At 62.7% G+C, this 19,682-nt stretch carries 17 protein-coding genes and 1 tRNA gene; 6 read left to right on the forward strand and 12 right to left on the reverse strand.

Going from position 1 to position 19,682, the window contains the following annotated elements; translation table 11 throughout:
- Positions 1 to 129: 129 nt before the first annotated feature.
- The 5 genes from infB to rimP form a co-directional block, all read right to left on the reverse strand.
- Entirely contained in the window at positions 130 to 2,721 is a 2,592-nt protein-coding gene (gene infB / locus ACZ5TB_RS06175) for a translation initiation factor IF-2 (protein ID WP_464792399.1), read from the reverse strand.
- 69 nt (positions 2,722 to 2,790) lie between these two features.
- Complete coding sequence (locus tag ACZ5TB_RS06180; protein ID WP_464792400.1) at positions 2,791 to 3,447, reverse strand: DUF448 domain-containing protein; 657 nt, start codon at positions 3,445 to 3,447, stop codon at positions 2,791 to 2,793.
- A 197-nt stretch (positions 3,448 to 3,644) separates the two neighbouring features.
- Positions 3,645 to 3,881: a tautomerase family protein gene (locus ACZ5TB_RS06185; protein WP_464779812.1), complete on the reverse strand. Its 237-nt coding sequence runs from the start codon at positions 3,879 to 3,881 to the stop codon at positions 3,645 to 3,647.
- A 7-nt stretch (positions 3,882 to 3,888) separates the two neighbouring features.
- A complete protein-coding gene (nusA, locus tag ACZ5TB_RS06190) occupies positions 3,889 to 5,460 on the reverse strand; it encodes a transcription termination factor NusA (protein ID WP_464779813.1) in 1,572 nt (523 codons plus the stop codon).
- A gap of 12 nt (positions 5,461 to 5,472) precedes the next feature.
- Positions 5,473 to 5,997 (reverse strand): ribosome maturation protein RimP, encoded by a 525-nt coding sequence (gene rimP / locus ACZ5TB_RS06195; RefSeq protein WP_464779814.1) that lies wholly within the window; start codon positions 5,995 to 5,997, stop codon positions 5,473 to 5,475.
- Between the two features lie 255 nt (positions 5,998 to 6,252).
- Here rimP and ACZ5TB_RS06200 point away from each other — a divergent pair, with 255 nt between their 5' ends.
- On the forward strand, positions 6,253 to 7,386 hold the full coding sequence (locus tag ACZ5TB_RS06200; RefSeq protein WP_464792401.1) for a PQQ-dependent sugar dehydrogenase: 1,134 nt from the start codon (positions 6,253 to 6,255) through the stop codon (positions 7,384 to 7,386).
- A gap of 100 nt (positions 7,387 to 7,486) precedes the next feature.
- Positions 7,487 to 8,752, forward strand: coding sequence for a serine hydrolase domain-containing protein (locus ACZ5TB_RS06205; RefSeq protein WP_464792402.1), 1,266 nt, complete (start codon positions 7,487 to 7,489; stop codon positions 8,750 to 8,752).
- 105 nt (positions 8,753 to 8,857) lie between these two features.
- Here ACZ5TB_RS06205 and ACZ5TB_RS06210 read toward each other — a convergent pair whose 3' ends face one another.
- The 3 genes from ACZ5TB_RS06210 to tpiA form a co-directional block, all read right to left on the reverse strand.
- On the reverse strand, positions 8,858 to 10,489 hold the full coding sequence (locus ACZ5TB_RS06210; RefSeq protein WP_464779817.1) for a CTP synthase: 1,632 nt from the start codon (positions 10,487 to 10,489) through the stop codon (positions 8,858 to 8,860).
- A 91-nt stretch (positions 10,490 to 10,580) separates the two neighbouring features.
- A complete protein-coding gene (gene secG / locus ACZ5TB_RS06215; protein ID WP_464792403.1) occupies positions 10,581 to 10,958 on the reverse strand; it encodes a preprotein translocase subunit SecG in 378 nt (125 codons plus the stop codon).
- Positions 10,959 to 11,191: 233 nt separating this feature from the next.
- A complete protein-coding gene (gene tpiA, locus ACZ5TB_RS06220) occupies positions 11,192 to 11,935 on the reverse strand; it encodes a triose-phosphate isomerase (RefSeq protein WP_464792404.1) in 744 nt (247 codons plus the stop codon).
- 171 nt (positions 11,936 to 12,106) lie between these two features.
- Here tpiA and ACZ5TB_RS06225 point away from each other — a divergent pair, with 171 nt between their 5' ends.
- Positions 12,107 to 14,059, forward strand: coding sequence for a peptidylprolyl isomerase (locus ACZ5TB_RS06225; RefSeq protein WP_464792405.1), 1,953 nt, complete (start codon positions 12,107 to 12,109; stop codon positions 14,057 to 14,059).
- Entirely contained in the window at positions 14,043 to 15,584 is a 1,542-nt protein-coding gene (gene trpE, locus ACZ5TB_RS06230) for an anthranilate synthase component I (RefSeq protein ID WP_464792406.1), read from the forward strand. Before ACZ5TB_RS06225 ends, trpE begins: the two co-directional genes overlap by 17 nt.
- Here the strand turns inward: trpE and ACZ5TB_RS06235 are convergent, their stop codons facing one another.
- From ACZ5TB_RS06235 to ACZ5TB_RS06245, 3 genes are all read right to left on the reverse strand, one after another.
- Entirely contained in the window at positions 15,585 to 15,869 is a 285-nt protein-coding gene (locus ACZ5TB_RS06235) for a DUF4242 domain-containing protein (protein ID WP_464792407.1), read from the reverse strand.
- 156 nt (positions 15,870 to 16,025) lie between these two features.
- Complete coding sequence (locus ACZ5TB_RS06240) at positions 16,026 to 16,796, reverse strand: NUDIX hydrolase (RefSeq protein WP_464792408.1); 771 nt, start codon at positions 16,794 to 16,796, stop codon at positions 16,026 to 16,028.
- Between the two features lie 67 nt (positions 16,797 to 16,863).
- Positions 16,864 to 16,939, reverse strand: a tRNA-Ala gene (locus tag ACZ5TB_RS06245).
- 199 nt (positions 16,940 to 17,138) lie between these two features.
- Here ACZ5TB_RS06245 and ACZ5TB_RS06250 point away from each other — a divergent pair.
- Together ACZ5TB_RS06250 and ACZ5TB_RS06255 are read left to right on the forward strand one after the other, a co-directional pair.
- Positions 17,139 to 18,059 carry a DUF2171 domain-containing protein gene (locus ACZ5TB_RS06250; RefSeq protein ID WP_464792409.1) on the forward strand — a complete coding sequence of 307 codons (921 nt, stop codon included), beginning with the start codon at positions 17,139 to 17,141 and terminating at the stop codon, positions 18,057 to 18,059.
- Positions 18,060 to 18,254: 195 nt separating this feature from the next.
- Positions 18,255 to 18,593: a DMT family protein gene (locus ACZ5TB_RS06255; RefSeq protein WP_464792410.1), complete on the forward strand. Its 339-nt coding sequence runs from the start codon at positions 18,255 to 18,257 to the stop codon at positions 18,591 to 18,593.
- 14 nt (positions 18,594 to 18,607) lie between these two features.
- Here the strand turns inward: ACZ5TB_RS06255 and queA are convergent, their stop codons facing one another.
- Positions 18,608 to 19,636 (reverse strand): tRNA preQ1(34) S-adenosylmethionine ribosyltransferase-isomerase QueA, encoded by a 1,029-nt coding sequence (gene queA / locus ACZ5TB_RS06260; RefSeq protein ID WP_464792411.1) that lies wholly within the window; start codon positions 19,634 to 19,636, stop codon positions 18,608 to 18,610.
- Between the last annotated feature and the right edge of the window lie 46 nt (positions 19,637 to 19,682).

Consider the following 19,682-nt stretch of genomic DNA (forward strand, 5'->3'; position numbering starts at 1 on the left):
GGGCGCTGTTTACCCGAACCAGGGGTGGGTGCGATTGCGTTAGCAATCGCTCAGGAGCCAGGTCGGACGCTCGCGTTGCTCGCGCCCACCCCTGACCCCTCCCGCTCGCGGGAGGGGGGCTTTATCGGATCACAACGTCCGGGCGCGTTCCTCGACCTCGAACAGTTCCAGCGTATCGCCAGCCTTGATGTCGTTCGTGTCCTGCAACACCGCACCGCACTCCATGCCCGCCCGCACTTCGGATACGTCGTCCTTGAAGCGGCGAAGCGAAGCGATGTTCGTGCGCGACACGATGACATCGTCGCGGGTGAGGCGCGCATTGAGCCCCTTGCGGATGATGCCGTCGAGGACGAGCAGACCAGCCGCCTTGTCCTTCTTGCCCGCCGGGAACACCTGAAGCACCTCGGCACGGCCGACGATGGTTTCGATGCGTTCGGGGGCCAGCTGACCCGCCATTTCGCCGCGAACTTCTTCAAGAAGGTCGTAAATCACGTCATAATAGCGCAGCGAAATCTTCTCGCGCTCCGCCAGCTGACGCGCCTTGGCATTCGGACGAACGTTGAAGCCGATCAGCGGCGCGCGGCTGGCGGCGGCCAGCGTGACGTCGCTTTCGGTGATCGCGCCCACGCCCGAATGCAGGATGCGGACCTTGATCTCGTCGGTCGAGATGCGGTTGAGCGAGCTAACGATCGCTTCGACCGAACCCTGCACGTCGCCCTTCACCACCACCGGATATTCGATGACGGTCGTGTTGAGTGCCGAGAACATATGTTCAAAGCTGGTCGGGGCACTGGTGGTGCGCTTCTTGGTCGCCTGTTCCTGACGATAGGCAGCAACTTCGCGAGCGCGAGCTTCGTTTTCGACAACGGTCAGCTGATCACCCGCCAGAGGCACACCGGAAAGCCCCAGCACCTCGACCGGGGTCGATGGCCCTGCGACCTTCACATTCTGACCCTTGTCGTTGATCAGAGCGCGCACCTTGCCGCTTTCGGCGCCGATGACGAACGTGTCACCAACCTTCAGCGTACCCTTGCGAACCAGCACGGTAGCGACCGCGCCACGGCCCTTGTCGAGCTGCGCCTCGATCACATTGCCTTCGGCAGCGCGATCGGGGTTGGCGCCCAGTTCCATGACTTCGGCCTGAAGCAGGATCTTCTCGATCAGTTCGTCAAGGCCGGTCTTCTTGAGCGCCGAAACCTCCACATCCTGAACGTCGCCGCCCATATCCTCGACGACAATCTCTTCACTCAGCAAGCGCTCGCGCACCTTCTGCGGATTGGCTTCCGGCTTGTCGCACTTGTTGATCGCAACGATCATCGGAACGCCCGACGCCTTGGTGTGGTTGATCGCCTCGATCGTCTGCGGCATCAGCCCGTCATCGGCCGCCACCACCAGGATGACGATGTCGGTGACGTTCGCACCACGCGCGCGCATTTCCGAGAAAGCTTCGTGGCCCGGCGTGTCGAGGAAAGTGATGACGTCGCCACCCTTGGTCGTCACCTGATAGGCGCCGATATGCTGGGTGATGCCGCCGCTTTCGCCCGCGACCACATCGGTCCCGCGCAGCGCGTCGAGCAACGATGTCTTACCATGATCGACATGGCCCATGATCGTCACGACCGGCGCGCGCGGCTTCAGCGTCTCTGCCGCATCGACTTCGCCTTCAATGCCGATTTCAACGTCGGCATCGGATACGCGCTGGATGCGGTGGCCGAATTCCTCGACCAGCAGTTCCGCCGTATCCTGATCGATCGGCTGGTTGAGCGTGACGGCAGTGCCCATCTTGAACAGGGCCTTCACCAGGTCCGCGCCCTTTTCGGCCATGCGGTTGGCGAGCTCCTGAACCGTGATGCTTTCGGGCACCACGACATCGCGGACCTGCTTTTCACGTTGCTGCGCGCCACCGGCATAATGGGCGCGACGTTCCTTTTCGCGGGCACGCTTCAATGCGGCGAGCGAGCGGGCACGAGCGCTATCATCGTCCGCGAGCGCACGGGTGACAGTCAGCTTGCCCGACTGGCGGCGATTGTCCTCGCCCGCACGCTTGGCCCGATCCGGCTTGGCCGGTTCGGGACGCTTGATCGGGGTAACAGGTGTGAAGCGGCGCGGCGGCGGCGCAGCCGAAGTGGTCGCGGCCGGAGCGGCAGCGGGACGCGCTTCGGAGCTTTCCTCAGCGACAGGCGCGGCGGGAGCCTCGGGCTCTGGCTCGGGCTGCTGCTCGGCGGCCTTGACTTCTTCTTCGGCACGGCGCGCGGCTTCGGCCTCAGCAGCTTCCGCAGCCAGACGATTTTCCTCGGCGCGACGCTTTTCATCCTCGCTCGCGGCATTCCGCTGGGCGTCTTCGCGGCGGCGCGCATCTTCCAGCGCGGTCATGCGGGCTTCTTCCGCCTCGCGCAGCAGCTTCGCCTGCAATTCCTGACGCGACATCAGGCTCTGCGGCGGAGCGGGGCGCGCGGGAGCGGCGGGTTGCGGCGCGCGCGCCTGCGGCTGAGGCGCGGGGGCCGCTGCGGCGGGCGCCGGGGCGGGATCAGCCTGAGGCGCAGCCGCAGGCGCACCGGCTTCGCCCGGCTTACCCAGAATGCGGCGCCGCTTCACCTCAACCACGACCGTATTCTTGCGGCCATGGCTGAACTGCTGCTGCACCTGGCCGGATTCAACGGTCCGCTTGATGCCCAGCGGCTTGCGGCCCAGAACCGGCTTGTCTTCCTTGCTGTCACTCATACGACTGAACTGTACCCTTCACTTACATCCGACCGGCAAGGCCCGTCGGCGCCTTATTCATGTGCGGCCTCAGGCGCCCAGCGCACCGGCGGAGTCATGCTCCCCATGCACGGGCGCCTCGGTAGCGCAACCCAGATAGCTTTCCAAGCGGCCGATGGCCGTACGCAGACGCGACGCGGCACGCGAGTCGGTCACTGCGATATGGACGACATTGTCCCGCCCCATTGCCATAGATAGGGCCTGTCGGTCCACAGGCAAGACGACGCCCGCCAATTCGGTGCCTTCCGCCTCTTGTCCGACGCGCAGCGCCTGATCGAGTTTTCGATTGCCGTCCGCCGCAGCATCACCGGCGTGGAGCAGCAGTTGAACCTTGGCCTGACGGCAGGCGACATCGATCTTTTCCGAGCCGGTGAGGACCATGGACGCCTTCGCCTCCAGCCCCAGGCGATCCAGCAAAGCCTTGCGCAGGCCATCTTCGATCAGGGCGGGAAGATTGTCGGGAATCTGCAAGTCGCCGGTCTTGAAGGCGCGCGCGAGTGCACCCTTCAGCTTACCCTTGGCAAGCGCCTGCTCAAGCTCAGCGCGCGGAATGCCAATCCACGCGCCACGGCCCGGAGCCTTGGCTCGGATGTCGGGCAGCACTTGACCTTCTGGACCGACGGCGAGGCGGATCAGTGTATCCGGGTCGGCGCGATCGCCTGAGAGGATGCATTTACGCTCAGTCATGACTTTAGCCCCTCCCGTTAAAGGATGGACCGCCACGAGGCGCGTGACTCTGGGCAAGAATGGGTCGTGCGAAGCGCGTTCCTATGCCTGCGTACCAAGCTTTCTGGCGATTGCTACGCAATCGTGCCCACCCCCTGCCCCTCCCGCTTGCGGGAGGGGGGATTGATAGGGCAGCGCTAGATGTTGGCGTCAGCCTCTCATCGGGAAGTGACCGCGGCATTGGCGTCCTCCCCAGGGTTGGAGGCAGCCGCGCGATCAGCAATCAGCTGTCCGCCCGACCCATAATTCTCCGTCGAGATTTCGGAAATCACCACCTGCACGGCAGACGCCGGTTTCCCCAGCCGCTCGACGAGCGACTGAGTGACGTCGGCAACGATCGCTGCCTTCTGCTCACGGGTGGCGTTTCCAGCCAGACGGATATCGACGAAGGGCATGGAGCGCTTAAGCTTCCTCGCCTTCGAACCAGTGCGCACGGGCGGCCATGATGATCTCATTGCCCTGCTCTTCACTGAGGCCATATTCGGCGAGAATCCCGCCCTTATCCTCGTCCTTATTCTCACGGCGGCGGCGCTGGTCCACGCGCTTCTTCGCGACGAGTTCGTCGGTGGCGAGGTCGGCCAGGTCATCGAGCGTCTTCACGCCCGCCTTGCCCAGCGTCACCAGCATCGCTTCGGTGAGGTGCGGCATGTCGGCCAGCGCATCCTCGACGCCCAGTGCCTGACGTTCCTCACGGGCGGCAGCTTCGCGGCGGTCCAACGCTTCCTGAGCGCGGCTCTGAAGCTCGGCGGCCAGATCCTCGTCAAACCCTTCGATCGCCGCCAGTTCATCGACGCCGACATAGGCGACTTCTTCCAGCTCACCAAAGCCTTCGGCGACCAGCAACTGCGACAGCGTCTCGTCCACGTCCAGTTCGTTCTGGAACAGTTCGGATCGGGCGACGAATTCCTTCTGGCGCTTTTCGGACGCGTCGGCTTCGGTCATGATGTCGATGGCCTTGCCGGTCAGCTGTGAAGCGAGACGGACATTCTGGCCCCGACGGCCGATGGCGAGCGACAGTTGATCGTCGGGAACGACGACTTCGATGCGCTCCTCTTCCTCGTCAATGACGACGCGGGCGACTTGTGCGGGCTGGAGCGCGTTGACGACGAAGGTCGCCGTATCTTCCGACCAGGGGATGATGTCGATCTTCTCGCCCTGCATTTCCTGCACGACGGCCTGCACGCGGCTACCCTTCATGCCGACGCAGGCGCCGACAGGATCGATGCTCGAATCGCGGCTGATGACGCCGATCTTGGCGCGCGAGCCCGGATCGCGGGCGGCGGCCATGATGGTGATGACGCCGTCGTAGATTTCGGGCACTTCCTGCGCGAAGAGCTTCTTCATGAACTCGGGATGCGCGCGGGACAGGAAAATCTGCGGCCCGCGATTTTCGCGACGCACGTTCAGTATCACCGAGCGGATGCGATCACCGACGCGGACGACTTCGCGCGGGATCTGCTGGTCACGGCGGATCACGCCCTCGGCGCGGCCAAGGTTCACCACGACATGGCCGAATTCGACCGACTTCACGACGCCGGTGATGATCTCACCCACGCGGTCCTTGAACTCCTCATGTTGACGCTCGCGCTCAGCGTCGCGGACCTTCTGGAAGATCACCTGCTTCGCGGACTGAGCATCGATGCGGCCGAGATCGATCGGGGGCAGCGGATCGACGATGAAGTCCCCGACAACAGCGTCCTTCTTCAGCTTCTGCGCCTGCTTCAGGTCAACCTGCTTGAAATAGTCGTCAACCGCCTCGACCACCTCGACGACGCGCCACAAGCGCAGGTCGCCGCTGTCGGGGTCCAGCTTGGCGCGGATGTCATTTTCCGCACCGTAGCGCGCGCGGGCGGCGCGCTGGATCGCATCTTCCATCGCCTCGATGACGATCGCCTTGTCGATCATCTTCTCGGTGGCGACGCTGTTCGCGATCGCGAGCAACTCGGCCTTGTTGGCGGAAATGGCGTTGGCCATGGTCGTGAACCCTTACTCTTCGGTTTCGAACTCGTCCGCCCCATCGGAGGAGAGCGGCATGCTAGCAGAAATGAGTGCGTCGGTCAGTATCAGCTTGGCATCGCCGACCAGCGCGAAGGGGATGGAGACATCCCCGGCCTTGTTATCCTGGAACTGGACATCATCGCCCTCGACACCCTTCAGGATGCCGCGGAAGCTCTTGCGGCCTTCGACGGTTTCAGTCGTGGCGACCTTCGCCTCATGCCCGGCCCATTCCATGAAGTCGTGGAGACGGGTCAGCGGCCGATCGATACCCGGCGAGCTGACCTCCAGCCGATAGGCTTCCTCGATCGGATCAACCTCATCCAGCACGTCGGACAGGCGCCGCGAGATGGTGGCGCAATCCTCAATGACGAGCTGCTTGGTCGCGGGATTCTCCGCCATGACCTGCAACGTATATTCGTCGCCGGACCCGAACAGCTTCACGCGCACAAGGTCAAACCCCAAGGCCTTCACCTCCGGTTCAATCAGCGCGATCAGTTCGGCGATGTCCGCCATGCAGTCTCCAACAGAATATGTGCGCTCCCGCCGCCGCAAGCGTTCCGCCTGCGACCCCAACATGTTTGACGATGTAAGGAAGCAAGGGCGATATAGGGGGCAGGAGCGAAAGCTGCAACATTATTCGTCAGCAGGGATTATAGAGATTTCCGTTCGCCCTGAGCTTGTCGACCCGAAGGGCGGCGATAGCCAACGGCTCTACTTTTCTTCAAGAAGGGAGGGGCTTCGACAAGCTCAGCCCGAACGGAGACTTGGATGAACCGCAGCCTCATCACCACCGTCCTCTTGGCCCTCACGGCCTGCTCGCCCGACGATGCCGAGAGCCAGAATGTCACGACATCCGAAAAGCCCTTCAAAACCTCTATCATCGCGGATTTCGATTCGCCCTGGGCCATGACCTTCCTGCCGGATGGCCGCGCGCTGATCACGGAGAAGGCGGGCGAGATGATCCTCTTCGACCCCAAGAACGGAACAAAGATTCCGATCAGCGGCATTCCGAAAGTCGATAGCGCGGGCCAAGGCGCGCTGATGGATGTCGTGCTTCATCCCCAGTTCGCCCAGAACAGGAAGGTCTATTTCAGCTTCTCGGAAAGCGGCCCTGGCGGCAAGGGCGTCGCGCTCGCCACGGGCATCTTCAACCAGGCCAGCGACGGGACGACAAGGCTCGACGGCGTAAAAACCATCTTCCGCGCCACCCCCTATGTCGAAGGCAACGGCCATTATTCCGGTCGCATCGCCTTCTCCCCCGATGGTCGCCACCTCTTCTTCACCAATGGCGAGCGCCAGAAGTTCGACCCAGCCCAAGACCCCAAGGCCACGCTGGGCAAGGTGCTACGCCTCAATCTCGACGGCACCCCGGCGGCGGGCAATCCCCTCGCGGCCAAGGGATTCCATCCTGCTGTCTGGTCCTATGGCCACCGCAACCTGCTCGGAATCGCCTTCGACAAAGACGGTCGGCTATGGGAACAGGAAATGGGACCCAAGGGCGGCGACGAGCTCAACCTCATCAAACCCGCCCTCAACTATGGCTATTCCAAGGCGTCAAACGGCGACCATTATAATGGTAAGCCGATCCCCGACCACAGCCCGCATGATGGCTTCGAGCCGCCGAAACTCTGGTGGAATCCCGTCATCTCACCCGCCGGGCTGCTCTATTATTCGGGCGATCTCTTCCCGCAGTGGAAAAATTCGCTCTTCATCGGCGGCCTGTCCAGCAAGTCACTGGTGCGCGTAAAACTGGACGGTGAGAATGCGTCAAAAGCCGACCAATGGGACATGGGCGCAAGGATTCGGGAAGTGGATCAAGGCCCCGACGGTGCGCTCTGGCTGCTGGAGGATGGCGGCCGGGGATCGCAGGCCCGACTGTTGAAACTGACGCCAGCGGGTTAGCCAGCTTCGGCCGATCGCTCGCGCGCCCATATCTCGATCATTGACCCAGCTCATACAATATTTACACCGTTGCGAGCGATAATGAGGGGGGAGGACAACCATGCCAGATGCGATGTTCCTACGGCGCGACCTGTTGAAGGGAGCAGCCTGCCTCGGCCTGATGAGCGCCTCGGCGGGACGCGCGCGTAAAGCCGATCGCTTCGCGGCGGTTCGCGGAATGGTGAATGGCGTGATCGGGGGACGGGCCGCGCCCGGCGCCATCGTGGCGATCGGACACGGAACTGATCGGCCAACCTATATCAGCAGCGGCACCATCGCCCTGGATGATCCGCACGCCGTGGACGAGCACACGCTCTTCCGCGTCTATTCAATGACCAAGCCGATCACCGGCATGGCGGTGATGCTGCTGATCGCTGAAGGCCGGATGAAGCTCGATCAGCCGGTTGCCGACTTCATCCCCGGCTTTGCGAATATGCGCGTCCTGACCAACCCTGGCCAAAGCCTCGAGAGCCGTCCCGCTGCCTCTGTCATGACGATACGCCATCTCTTGACCCACACCGCCGGTTTTGGCGGCGGACTCAACATGAAGGGGCCGCTCAAAGCCGAATATCAGAGGCTGGGTCTGAGCCAGAACTTGCGCAGCCGCGCTGACCGGCTGGAGCACCCCCCAGTAGCAAGCCTCAAGGAATTCGCCGAGCGGCTGTCGGCTGCTCCCCTAATGTCGGACCCCGGCACAGTCTGGAGCTATTCGGTGGGGCTGGACTTACTGGGCCGCATTATAGAAGTGGCGGCAGGCATGCCGTTCGATCAGTTTCTGGAACGGCGGTTCTTCGCACCGCTGGGCATGAAAAACACATTCTTCGATGTGCCCGCCGGTAAGAAGGCGCGCCTTATCACAAACTATAGCGGCAGAGGCGCCAATTTGGCCGCAGTCGATCCAGGTCCGACTTCAATCTTCCTCGACAAGCCCGCATTTCCTTCAGGCGGTGGCGGTCTCATATCATCGGCCCATGATTACGACCGTTTTCTGACCATGCTGACCAACAATGGAAGCTTGGGCAAAGCACATGTCCTTCCACCTGCCGCTGTGGCAGTTGGAACCTCCAACCTCCTGCCGCCGGGCGTAAACATGCGGGACTATGTCGGCATACCTGGGGTGGTCGGCTTTGGCGCAGGCGGCTGCATTGCCAACCATGGCGGGCTTAAGGGCTTGTTCGGTTGGATGGGCGCCGCTGGAACGATCGGCTTTATCCTGCCCTCACAACAGCTTCGAGTGACTGGGCTGATCAACAATCTGTCAGTCTTCGACTTTGCTATCGGGCTACCGGGCGCGGTCCATGCCGATTTGGCCTCCGCCGCGACATAATAGAACCGGAAGCCGCTTCCTCGCTTGGGGCGGGCAAGCGGCCCCCGGATCAGGTCCGGGGAAAAGCCGCCTCCCTCTAACCGCCGCAGCCCGAATCCGCAGCCGTCAAACCAACCGGCTCTGCTTGACCGCAGCCTCGATAAAGCTCGCAAACAGCGGGTGCGGATCAAACGGCTTGGACTTCAGCTCCGGATGGAACTGCACCCCAACGAACCACGGATGATCCGGCCGCTCGACAATCTCCGGCAGCGTGCCGTCCGGCGACATGCCCGAGAAGATGAGCCCGCCCTTCTCCAAAGCCTCGCGATAGCCCGCGTTAACTTCATAGCGATGGCGATGCCGCTCGCTGATCTCGCTCGTGCCATATATGCCCGCGACCACGCTGTTGCCGGTGAGCTTGGCGGGATAGGCGCCCAGCCGCATCGTGCCGCCCAGATCCGTCTCGGCCGTGCGCTTCTGCAAGCCTTCGCTGCTCATCCATTCGGTGATGAGGCCGACGACCGGCTCTGACGTCTCGCCAAATTCAGTGGTGGACGCCTCGGCGATACCAGCCGTGTTCCGCGCACCTTCGATGCAGGCCATCTGCATGCCAAGGCAGATGCCAAAGAAAGGCACATTGCGTTCGCGAGCGAACTTAACGCTCGCGATCTTGCCTTCCGACCCGCGCACGCCAAAGCCGCCGGGGACCAAAATGCCGTGCATCGGCTCCAGGCTGGCGGCGACATCATCGCCCTTCTCGAACAGTTCGGCGTCGATCCACTTGATCTTCACCTTCACCCGATTGGCGAAACCGCCATGGGTCAGCGCCTCGTAAAGCGACTTGTAGGCGTCCGGCAGGCCGACATATTTGCCGACGACGCCGATCGTCACTTCGCCTTCAGGGTTCTGCTGGCGGTCCATAATGTCCATCCAGCGATCGAGCGTCGGCTTGGGCGCGTCATCGATGCCGAAAGCGCGCAGCACTTCCTCGTCCAGCCCTTCGGCATGATATTGCGCGGGCACCGCATAGATGCTGCTGGCGTCGAGCGCGGGGATCACCGCTTCCTTGCGGACGTTGCAGAACAGCGCGATCTTCGCCCGTTCGCTGTCGGGCAGCGGATGTTCGCAACGGCACAGCAAAATGTCGGGCTGGATGCCCAGCGACGTCAGTTCGCGCACGCTATGCTGCGTCGGCTTCGTCTTCAGCTCGCCCGCCGCCGCAATATAGGGGACCAGCGTGACATGGACGAAGATCGACTGGCGGCGACCCAGGTCATTATGCAACTGACGGATCGCTTCCATGAACGGCAGCGATTCGATGTCGCCGACCGTCCCGCCAATTTCACACAGCACGAAATCCAGATCGTCTGACTCGGCTATTGCGAAGGCCTTGATCTCGTCCGTGACGTGCGGGATCACCTGCACCGTCGCGCCCAGATAATCGCCGCGCCGCTCGCGCTGGATGATCGTCTGATAGACGCGGCCCTGCGTCACATTGTCCGACTGGCGCGCCGAAACCCCGGTGAACCGCTCATAATGGCCAAGGTCGAGGTCGGTTTCCGCCCCGTCATCGGTCACATAGACTTCGCCATGCTGATACGGGCTCATCGTTCCCGGATCGACGTTGAGATAGGGATCGAACTTCCGGATACGCACGCGGAAACCTCGCGCCTGCAGCAGCGCTGCGAGCGATGCGGCCATAAGGCCCTTGCCAAGCGAGGAGACCACGCCGCCGGTGATGAAAATATACCGCGCCATGGGAGAGGAGGCTTAGCCTTTTACAAACAAGTTGGGCAAGCGCGCGAATCCACGCGCGAGCAAAAAAAGATCGAAAATGTGATCGAAAAGATCAGTTGACGAGCGGAACCGCGCCATTCGCCGCCTGGCCATTGCTCGCAGCGCCTGCTGCCCCGGCCAACGGATCGACACTACCGGCAGGCGCAGGGGTCGACGGAGCCGCCGGAGCCTGCTTCACCAGCGAGGTATCGATATCGCTCGGCGCGTGCTGCACCGATGCGATCACCGCCAGAACGACCGACAGCAGAACGAAGATGGTGGCCAGCACCGTCGTCGACCGCGTCAGAAAGTCCGCCGCGCCCCGCGCAGACATCAATCCCGCCGGGCTACCACCCACGCCCAGACCGCCGCCTTCCGACTTTTGCATCAGGATGACGGTGACAAGCAGGGCCGCCACGATGGCCTGCACGACGAGGATGAAGGTGAACATGCGAGAATATCTGTCCCAATGGGGTGCGTTGTGGAGCCCATAGCGTTGAAGCGCCGCCGGGGCAACCGGGCTAAGTCTCCGCTCCACCTCTTCATCTCCCCTCCCTTCTAGGGAGGGGCCGGGGGTGGGTGCGAGCGAAGCGAGCCAACGCCCGCGGCCAATGTACACAGCCCTAACCCCGTTCGTCTCAAGCGAAGTCGAAAAACGCTGCCAGTGAACAGCCCTTCCGCTTACTACCCCGCCGCAGCAATCACCGGCGCAAACTTAGCTGCGGTCAGGCTCGCGCCACCCACAAGCCCACCATCGACATCCTCGATCGCCATCAATTCAGCCGCATTCTCGCCATTCATTGACCCGCCATAGAGGATGCGCATGGCACCCGCTTCGCCATCGCCGATCCGGCCAGCCAACGCCGCCCGCAGTGCCTTGTGCATGGTTTCGACCGCGTCCATCGTCGGGATTCGCCCGGTGCCGATCGCCCAGATCGGCTCATAGGCGATGGCCAGCCAGTCCGCCGCCGCGCCTTCCGGCAGCGATGCCAGCAACTGCGCCGACACAACGCCTTCGGCCCCGCCAGCGTCTCGCACCTCAAGGCTTTCGCCGACGCACAGGATGACCTTCAGACCCGCAGCCTTAGCCGCGAGCGCCTTGGCCGCGACATCGGCGTCCGTTTCGCCCTGATCCTGCCGCCGTTCGCTATGGCCAACGATCGTCCAGCTCGCGCCTGCTTCGGCCAGCATCGCCGCCGACAGGCAGCCTGTATGCGCGCCGCTATCGTTCATGTGACAGTCCTGCGCGCCGACAAAGGCGCCGCCCTTCACCTGATCGGCCGCCGCGATCAGCGTCGCGGGCAGGCACAGCCCCACCTCGGCCACCGGACGCTCAGCCGCCAGCGCGCCGATCGCTTCGACTTCGGGCAGCTGTGAACGCAGGCCGTTCATCTTCCAGTTGCCGACCACCAGCTTGCGCCTGCCCATCAATCCATACCCCTTCAGTCATTCGTCCATTCGCCAGCCCGCGCCGGGCCAGCCCCGACAGGCCGATGAACAAAGGCACGGCATTTGTCCAGCCAAGCCGCACTTGCCGCCGCGACGATCCGCCCCTAAAGCGGGCCGCCCGTAAAAGTCTTTCTATTCTGGACTTACTCCATGCTTTCAAACTTCCGCCGCTTCATCCACTCGAAATTCGGCGCCCTCTTCGCGCTCCTTTTCCTAGGCGTCATCGCGGCGGCGTTCATCATGGGCGATTTGTCCAGCGGTCAGTTCGGCACCTCACTGGGTGGCGGCGGCGAAACAGTCGCAAAGGCGGGCCGCACCCGTTTGACACAAACCCAGCTCCAGGAGCGGGTTCAGCGCGTCTTCGAAAATGCCCGCCGCGCCACCCCCGGCCTCCAGATCAGCGATTTCCTCGCCCAAGGCGCCGCTGGCCAAATCTATGATCAGCTGGTCGCCGCGATGACGCTGAAGGAATATGCCAAGGATCAGGGCGTCCATATCTCCAAGCGCCTCGTCGATGCGCAGATCGCCCAGATACCTGCTTTCCAGGACGCAGCAGGCAATTTCAGTCAAGAAAATTTCCGCCAACTGCTGCTACGCGAACGCATCACGGAACAGGCCCTGCGCGAAGACATCACCCGCGAAATTCTGGAACGGCAGATGCTCGCTCCGCTCGGCCTTGGCGTGAAGCTGCCGAACAGCATCATCCTGCCCTATGCCTCGCTGCTGCTGGAGGCGCGCCAGGGGACGATCGCTGCTATCCCCGCCGCAGCCTTTGCGGACATTAAGGACCCCACCGACGCACAGCTCGCCACCTATTATCAGCAGAATGCCGGGCGCTTCACCATCCCAGAGCAGCGCCGCATTCGCTATGCCGTGATCGATGGCGAACGCTTCGCGCAAGCCTCGCAGCCGACTGACGCCGAAATTGCCGAATTCTATAATCAGAACAAGGCGAACTATGCCGCCAAGGAAGGCCGCAATTTCGAGCAGCTCATCCTGCCCAGCGAAGCCGCCGCGAAAACGATCGCAGAGCAGGTAAAGGGCGGCAAGTCGCTTGCAGCCGCTGCGCAGGGCGCAGGGCTGGAGGCGTCGACGCTGGTGGATCAAAGCCGTGAAAGCCTGACCACCGCAACGTCCGCCGCAATCGCAAATGCAGGCTTTGCGGCCAAGCAAGGCGAGTTTGTCGGCCCGATCCGAGGACCACTCGGATGGATCCTGCTGCGCGTATCGAACGTCAAGACCGTTCCCGCGCGGCCGCTGTCAGCCGTGCGCGACGACATCGCAACGACGCTCCGCTCGCAAAAGCAGAAGCGCCTGCTGAGCGAGTTCACCGGGAAGGTTGAAGATCAGATCGCCGATGGCGGCAGCTTTGAGGAAGTGGTGAAGGACAATGGCCTGAAGCTGGAAACGACGCCCTTCCTGATCGCCAACGGCAAGCAGGTCGAGGATCAGGCCTATCAGGCTCCGGCTGATGTCCGTCCGCTGCTGGCTCCCGTGTTCCAGATGAGTCAGGACGATGACGCGCAACTTGTGCCCGTCACGCCCGACCAGCGCTACGCTCTCGCCGCCCCCGCCGAGATTCGCGCCGCCGCGCCGCCGCCGCTGGAAAAGGTGAAGCCGCTGGTACTTGCCCAGTATAAGCTGGCGCAGGGCAACGCAAAGGCGAAGGCCCTGGCCGAGCAGATCCGCGAGAAGGTCGCCAAGGGCATGAAGCTTGCCGATGCTGTGGCCCAGGCTGGCGTCCGCCTGCCCGCGCCGCAGACCGTAGGCGGGCGTCGCGCCGATATCATGCGGGAAGGTCAGCGCCCCCCCGCCGAGGTCGCGATCCTGTTCTCCATGGCAACGAACAGCGTCAAGACGATGCCGATCGGTCAGGATCGCGGCTATTTCGTCGTGCAGCTGAACGGTATCAAACATGGCGATGCGGGTGGCCAGACCGCCCTGCTTGATCAGGTCCGCAGCCAGCTTGGCGATGTCGTCGGGCAGGAATATGGGCAGCAATTCGAACGGGCGGTCGAGAAGCAGCTTGGTGTGACCCGGAACCCGTCAGCTGTAGCCAGCGTCCAGCGCGCGCTTGCCAGCACCAATGGCGGCGCACAGTAACATGGTTTCGGGCAGCGCAGGCAATGACGGGATAGCGGCTGCTCATGCCGCACTGGCCGCTGGCAATTCGGCGCTGGTGTGGCGCCGCCAGATCGCGGACACGGACACGCCGATTTCCGCCGCGCTCAAGCTGTTTGTGGCCGATCGTGGCGACTTTCTGCTGGAATCGGTCGAAGGCGGTGCGGTTCGCGGGCGCTATAGCCTGATCGGCCTCGCGCCCGATCTTGTCTTCCGCGCGCAGGGACAGGCGGCGGAGATCAATCGCCACTGGGCGACGGACCCGCAGGCATTTGTTCCGGAAGCGGCTGGCGCGCTTGATGCCTTGCGCGCGCTTGTGGCGGAATGCCGGGCTGATCTTGACCCCGCGCTTCCCCCTGCCCTCGCCTGCCTGGTGGGCTATTTCGGTTATGAGACGGTCGGCCTTGTCGAAAAGCTGCCGCGCCCTGCACCCAATCCGCTTGAACTGCCCGACATGCTGTTCGTCCGGCCGACCATCATCCTTGTGTTCGACCGGCTGGCCGACGCGCTGTATTTCGTGGCGCCGGTATGGAAGGGCAGCTTCAGCGATGCCGACGCGGCGATCGCGCAGGCTCTGGAGCGGATCGATGCAGCGGCGGCGCGACTGGCGGCGCCTTTGCCGCACACGCCTGCACCCCAGGACATTACCGATGTCGATGTGACCCCCGCGCTGGAGCCGGGTCGCTACAAGGCCATGGTCGAGCGGGCCAAGGACTATATTGTCGCCGGGGACATATTCCAGGTGGTACTCGCCCAGCGTTTCACCAGCCCCTTCACCCTTCCGCCGATCTCCCTTTACCGGGCGCTGCGACGAATAAATCCTTCGCCTTTCCTCTATTATCTCGATCTGCCCGGCTTTGCCCTGATCGGTTCCAGCCCCGAAATTCTGGTGAGGGCACGGGATGGCGAAGTCACCATCCGCCCGATCGCGGGAACGCGACCACGCGGCAAAAATGCTGTCGAAGATGCTGCCAATCGCGAAAGCCTGCTCGCCGATCCAAAGGAACGGGCAGAACATCTGATGCTGCTTGACCTCGGGCGCAATGATGTGGGGCGGGTCGCCACTGCCGGGTCAGTGACGGTAACCGACAGCTATACGGTCGAATTTTACAGCCACGTCATGCACATCGTGTCGAATGTCGTCGGCCGCCTTTCACCGGACAAGGACGCGCTGGACGCCCTTTTCGCGGGCTTCCCGGCAGGCACGGTTTCGGGCGCGCCCAAGGTCCGCGCTTGCGAGATCATCGCGGAACTGGAGCCGGAGACGCGCGGCGCCTATGCAGGCGGCGTCGGCTATTTCGGACCCGACGGCAATATGGACAGCTGCATCGTGCTACGCACCGCCGTACTCAAGGATGGCATCATGCACGTCCAGGCAGGCGCGGGCATCGTTGCCGACTCCACGCCGGAATATGAGCAGCGGGAATGCGAGGCAAAGAGTGGCGCACTCCTCGCGGCAGCGCGGGAGGCCGTCGATCTCGCGCGGCAGGCTGGCTTCGGGCAATAACTACTCGGCCGTGGTGGGGTCGATCGTCGACCGCACTCTGGCGATGTTGTTGGCGGGAAGCCCCGCAAGCTCGGCGTGCTGCCGGATCAACTCTTCGCTGGGCGCGCGGTAGAGACAATAGATCTTGTCATCCGTCACATAGCTGTGGACCCACTGTATCTCGGGTCCAAGTTCGCGCAGCACATTACACGAACCTTGTGACGCGTTCCTGAGCTCATCGCCCCGCAGCCTTCCCGCGCCGGGCATCTCTCTTTCTATCACGAACTGCGGCATGACGACCTCCATGCGTGAAGAGCGCGAATCTATGCCTGTGTGCGGCGCGAGTCCATAACGACGCTAACGGCATAGCCACCCGCCAGATGGTCCTGACGCGCGGCGTTTCAGTCGCGCTGGAAGATCGCTGAAATAAGCGGGAAGGCGCCATCTGAGACAGCGATTGCGCTAACCACGCTGCACACGCTCCATTGGTTCCGACGTCACGGGATAGCCGAGATGATCGGGGATACAGAGATGGCGCACGCCGCCTCTCTCTTCCAGCCAGGGACTGATCTTTTCGACGGGAAAGGACGCTGCGTGGGCCGCCATCGCGGCGAAGCTGTCGAACAGGGCCAATCGCTCAAGATTGCGGCGGGTCGGGAAAATGATCCGCCCGCCGCCCGCGTCGCACAGAGCGATCGTGTCACTCGCGCTCATCCAGAACAACCGGACATTCTCGGTCGTATCCGCACTTGCGACCTGTCCTTCTGGCGCCTGCACCAAATAGAAATGCGTATCGTAAATGCGCGCAGCCATTTCCGCGCCCGCAGGATGCCAGCGGCTAAATGGCACCAATTGATCGAGGGCCAGCCTAATACCGTGGGCTTCGATGATCGCCGAAAGACCTGCACCTTCCGTCAGGGCGCGCCGCATTTCGAACAATTGCGCCGGATCGGGCCGCACCCCAAAACCGATGCCAAGGCCGCTTTCCTCCAGCGTTTCACGGATCGCCGCCAGTCGAGCGGCGGTCTCCTCCACGTTGCCGGACGCGTCCACGGCGCGGGCCAATTCCCGATCCGCCTCATCAACCGCGCCTCCCGGAAACACCAGCGCTCCCGCTGCAAAAGCCATGCTCCCAGCGCGTTCCATCATCAGGATATGCGGCGGCCCATCGGGCATATCGCGAACGATCACAGCTGTCGCTGCCGCCCGCCCTTCACTCTTGGTCGATGCCATGAAAGCCGCCATAGGCGCGTACAATGCTAACGGTAAAGTCTTTCCGGATCACCCGTCATTTGAGGGGTGGTGGAGCCGAGGGGGATCGAACCCCTGACCTCGTCATTGCGAACGACGCGCTCTCCCAGCTGAGCTACGGCCCCAAAGGAGCGCTGCCTATAAGCGAGCGGAGATTCCCTTGCAACGGGCTTTTTCGGAAAAGCTCGGCCTTGCAGCAACATCGGCAGCACGGTGCGGAAGAGCGATGTTACCCGCACGTAACATCCGGAACGATGCGCCCTGCTGCTCATTGGTGATGCAACGGCTTTTATGCCGTAGCAACAGCAGCCAAGGAGAAGGACGATGGGCTATCAAGGCGGACGTCGCTATAGCGACGATGACAGGGCTCGCAGCGACTGGGATCGCGGATCCGACCGCCATCGCGGGCAGCGTGACTGGCGCGATGATCGTAGCTATCGCTACGGCACGCGCGGCCAGTTCAGCGGTCCGGATTCCCGGCGGTCACCAGAACATTATGATCCGGAAGAGCGTGGCTTTTTCGATCGCGCGGGAGATGAAATCCGCAGTTGGTTCGGCGATGAGGAAGCAGAACGCCGCCGCGAATATGACGAATATTATAACCGCCCCTATGGCGACCCGCGCGATGAAAGCAGCCGCATCGGGTTCGCCTCGGCATCGCGCAGCAACCAGTATCTGCCGAACCGCGGCTATGCGCCCTACACAGGGGAACGCAGTGGCTATGGCAGCGAAGATCATGGCAATCGCGTACGCGCCTACGGCCCCACGCATGACTATGGCGAGCATCATGACGCCAACTATTATGCGTGGCGACAACAGCGGATGAATGAGCTGGACCGCGACTATGCTGAATATCAGCGGGAACATCGCGATCGCTTCAACAGTGAGTTCGGCACTTGGCGCAAGCGGCGCACCGAACAGCGTCAGGCGGTGCAACAGGTTCGCGAACATATGGAAGTCGTCGGAAGCGACGGCGCTCATGTGGGAACGGTCGATCGCTTAAGCGGCGATCGCATCATACTGGCGAAGAACGATCAAGATGCCGGCGGCATGCATCACTCCATCCCGTCGTCCTGGATCAGGTCGGTGGACGAGCAGAGGGTGACGCTGGAAAAGACTGCGGACGAAGCGCACAATGCGTGGCAGACCGAAGGCGAGCAGAATGCGCTCTTTGGTGAAGGGCGCGAACAGGGCGGCTGGGGCGCTGGCAGCACCAGCTCCCGCGATACGGAGCGCCATCGCTAATTTAAGACAAAAAATGGGCAAGGGTCCGGCGGATGTCCGGACCCTTTGCTTTTCCGAGTCCTTTCCCCAGCAGTGACCCTATCCCACCTTCAAATGCGGCCGAGATAGAGGGAGGATGATAAGGGCGATCAAGCCCTTGCCCTTGGGCCTCAAGCAATGCCAGAGCGCAAACTCCATGCGTTACGAGGCCCTTTCATGCCAACCATATTGCTGCTGGTCATTTCCAATCTCTTGATGACCATAGCCTGGTACTGGCACCTGAAGAGCGGGATGGGAAAGCCGATCCTGCTGGTAATCCTAATCAGTTGGGGCATCGCGCTCGTCGAATATTGTTTCGCCGTACCCGCAAATCGCATTGGGTTCGCCAGCAGCTGGAGCCCAGGTCAGTTGAAGATCGCGCAGGAAGCGATCGCCCTGATCATATTCGGCGGCTTCATGGTGACCGTCCTGGGCGAACCGCTGCATTGGCGTCACGTCGCCGCCTTCCTGTGTATAATGGCGGCGGTCGGCTTTCTGTTCGTGGGGCGATCCTAAAGCGGATCTGCGAGCTAAGGCAGAAGAAGCGACGAGTCCCCATAGGAGTAAAAGCGGTATCCGCTTTCTATCGCATGAGCATAAGCCGCCTGCATGCGCTCCCGCCCCATCAGGGCGCTGACCAGCATAAACAAGGTCGATCGCGGCAGATGGAAGTTGGTCATGAGGCCGTCCACGGCGCGGAAGCGGTAGCCGGGCGCGATGAAGATGCGGGTTTCATCCGCGAACGGACGGATCACTCCATCTTCCCCGCAGGCGCTCTCAAGCAGACGCAGGCTGGTCGTGCCCACCGCTATAAGGCGGCCGCCAGCCTTTCGGGCAGCGTTCAGGCGGTCAGCGGCGGCTTGCTCGATCCGGCCCCATTCCGCATGCATGCGGTGATCATCGGTATCCTCCGCCTTCACCGGCAGAAACGTACCCGCCCCCACATGAAGCGTCAGCGTTTCCGATAGGATACCCGCTTCACCCAGCGCCGACATCAACGCAGGCGTAAAATGCAAAGCCGCCGTCGGAGCCGCCACCGCCCCGTCCTCGCGAGCGAACATGGTCTGATAGTCACTGCGGTCCCGGGCATCCGTCGGCCGCTTGCTGGCAATATAGGGTGGCAATGGCATGCGCCCCGCCCGCTCCAGCAGCACTTCGACAGGCTCATCCCCCTCGAAGGTCAGTGTCACCCCGCCATCGTCATCGCGCGCGCCCGCCAAAGCCGTGACGCCTGCACCGAAATCTATCTGGTCGCCCTCGCGCACCCGCTTGGCATTGCGAAGGAACGCCTGCCATTGCCGCAGGCCAAGGCGCTTGTGGAGGGTTGCTCCAATCTTCGCCTGGCCGCGAATGCCCTCCAACTGAGCGGGGATGACCTTGGTATCGTTGAACACCAACACATCACCGGCGCGCAGTAAGGCGGGCAAATCCCGGACTGTGCGATCTTCGAAAGGCTTTTCGCCATCGACCAACAGCAGGCGCGCCGCATCGCGTGGCGACGCGGGCCTTAGCGCGATGCTTTCAGGCGGCAGTTCGAAATCGAAAAGATCTACGCGCATGCGGGCGCTGTCCTCAAGGCACGGCCATCATGCCGATGCGAGATCG

It is taken from the genome of Sphingobium sp. TomTYG74 (assembly GCF_055393875.1).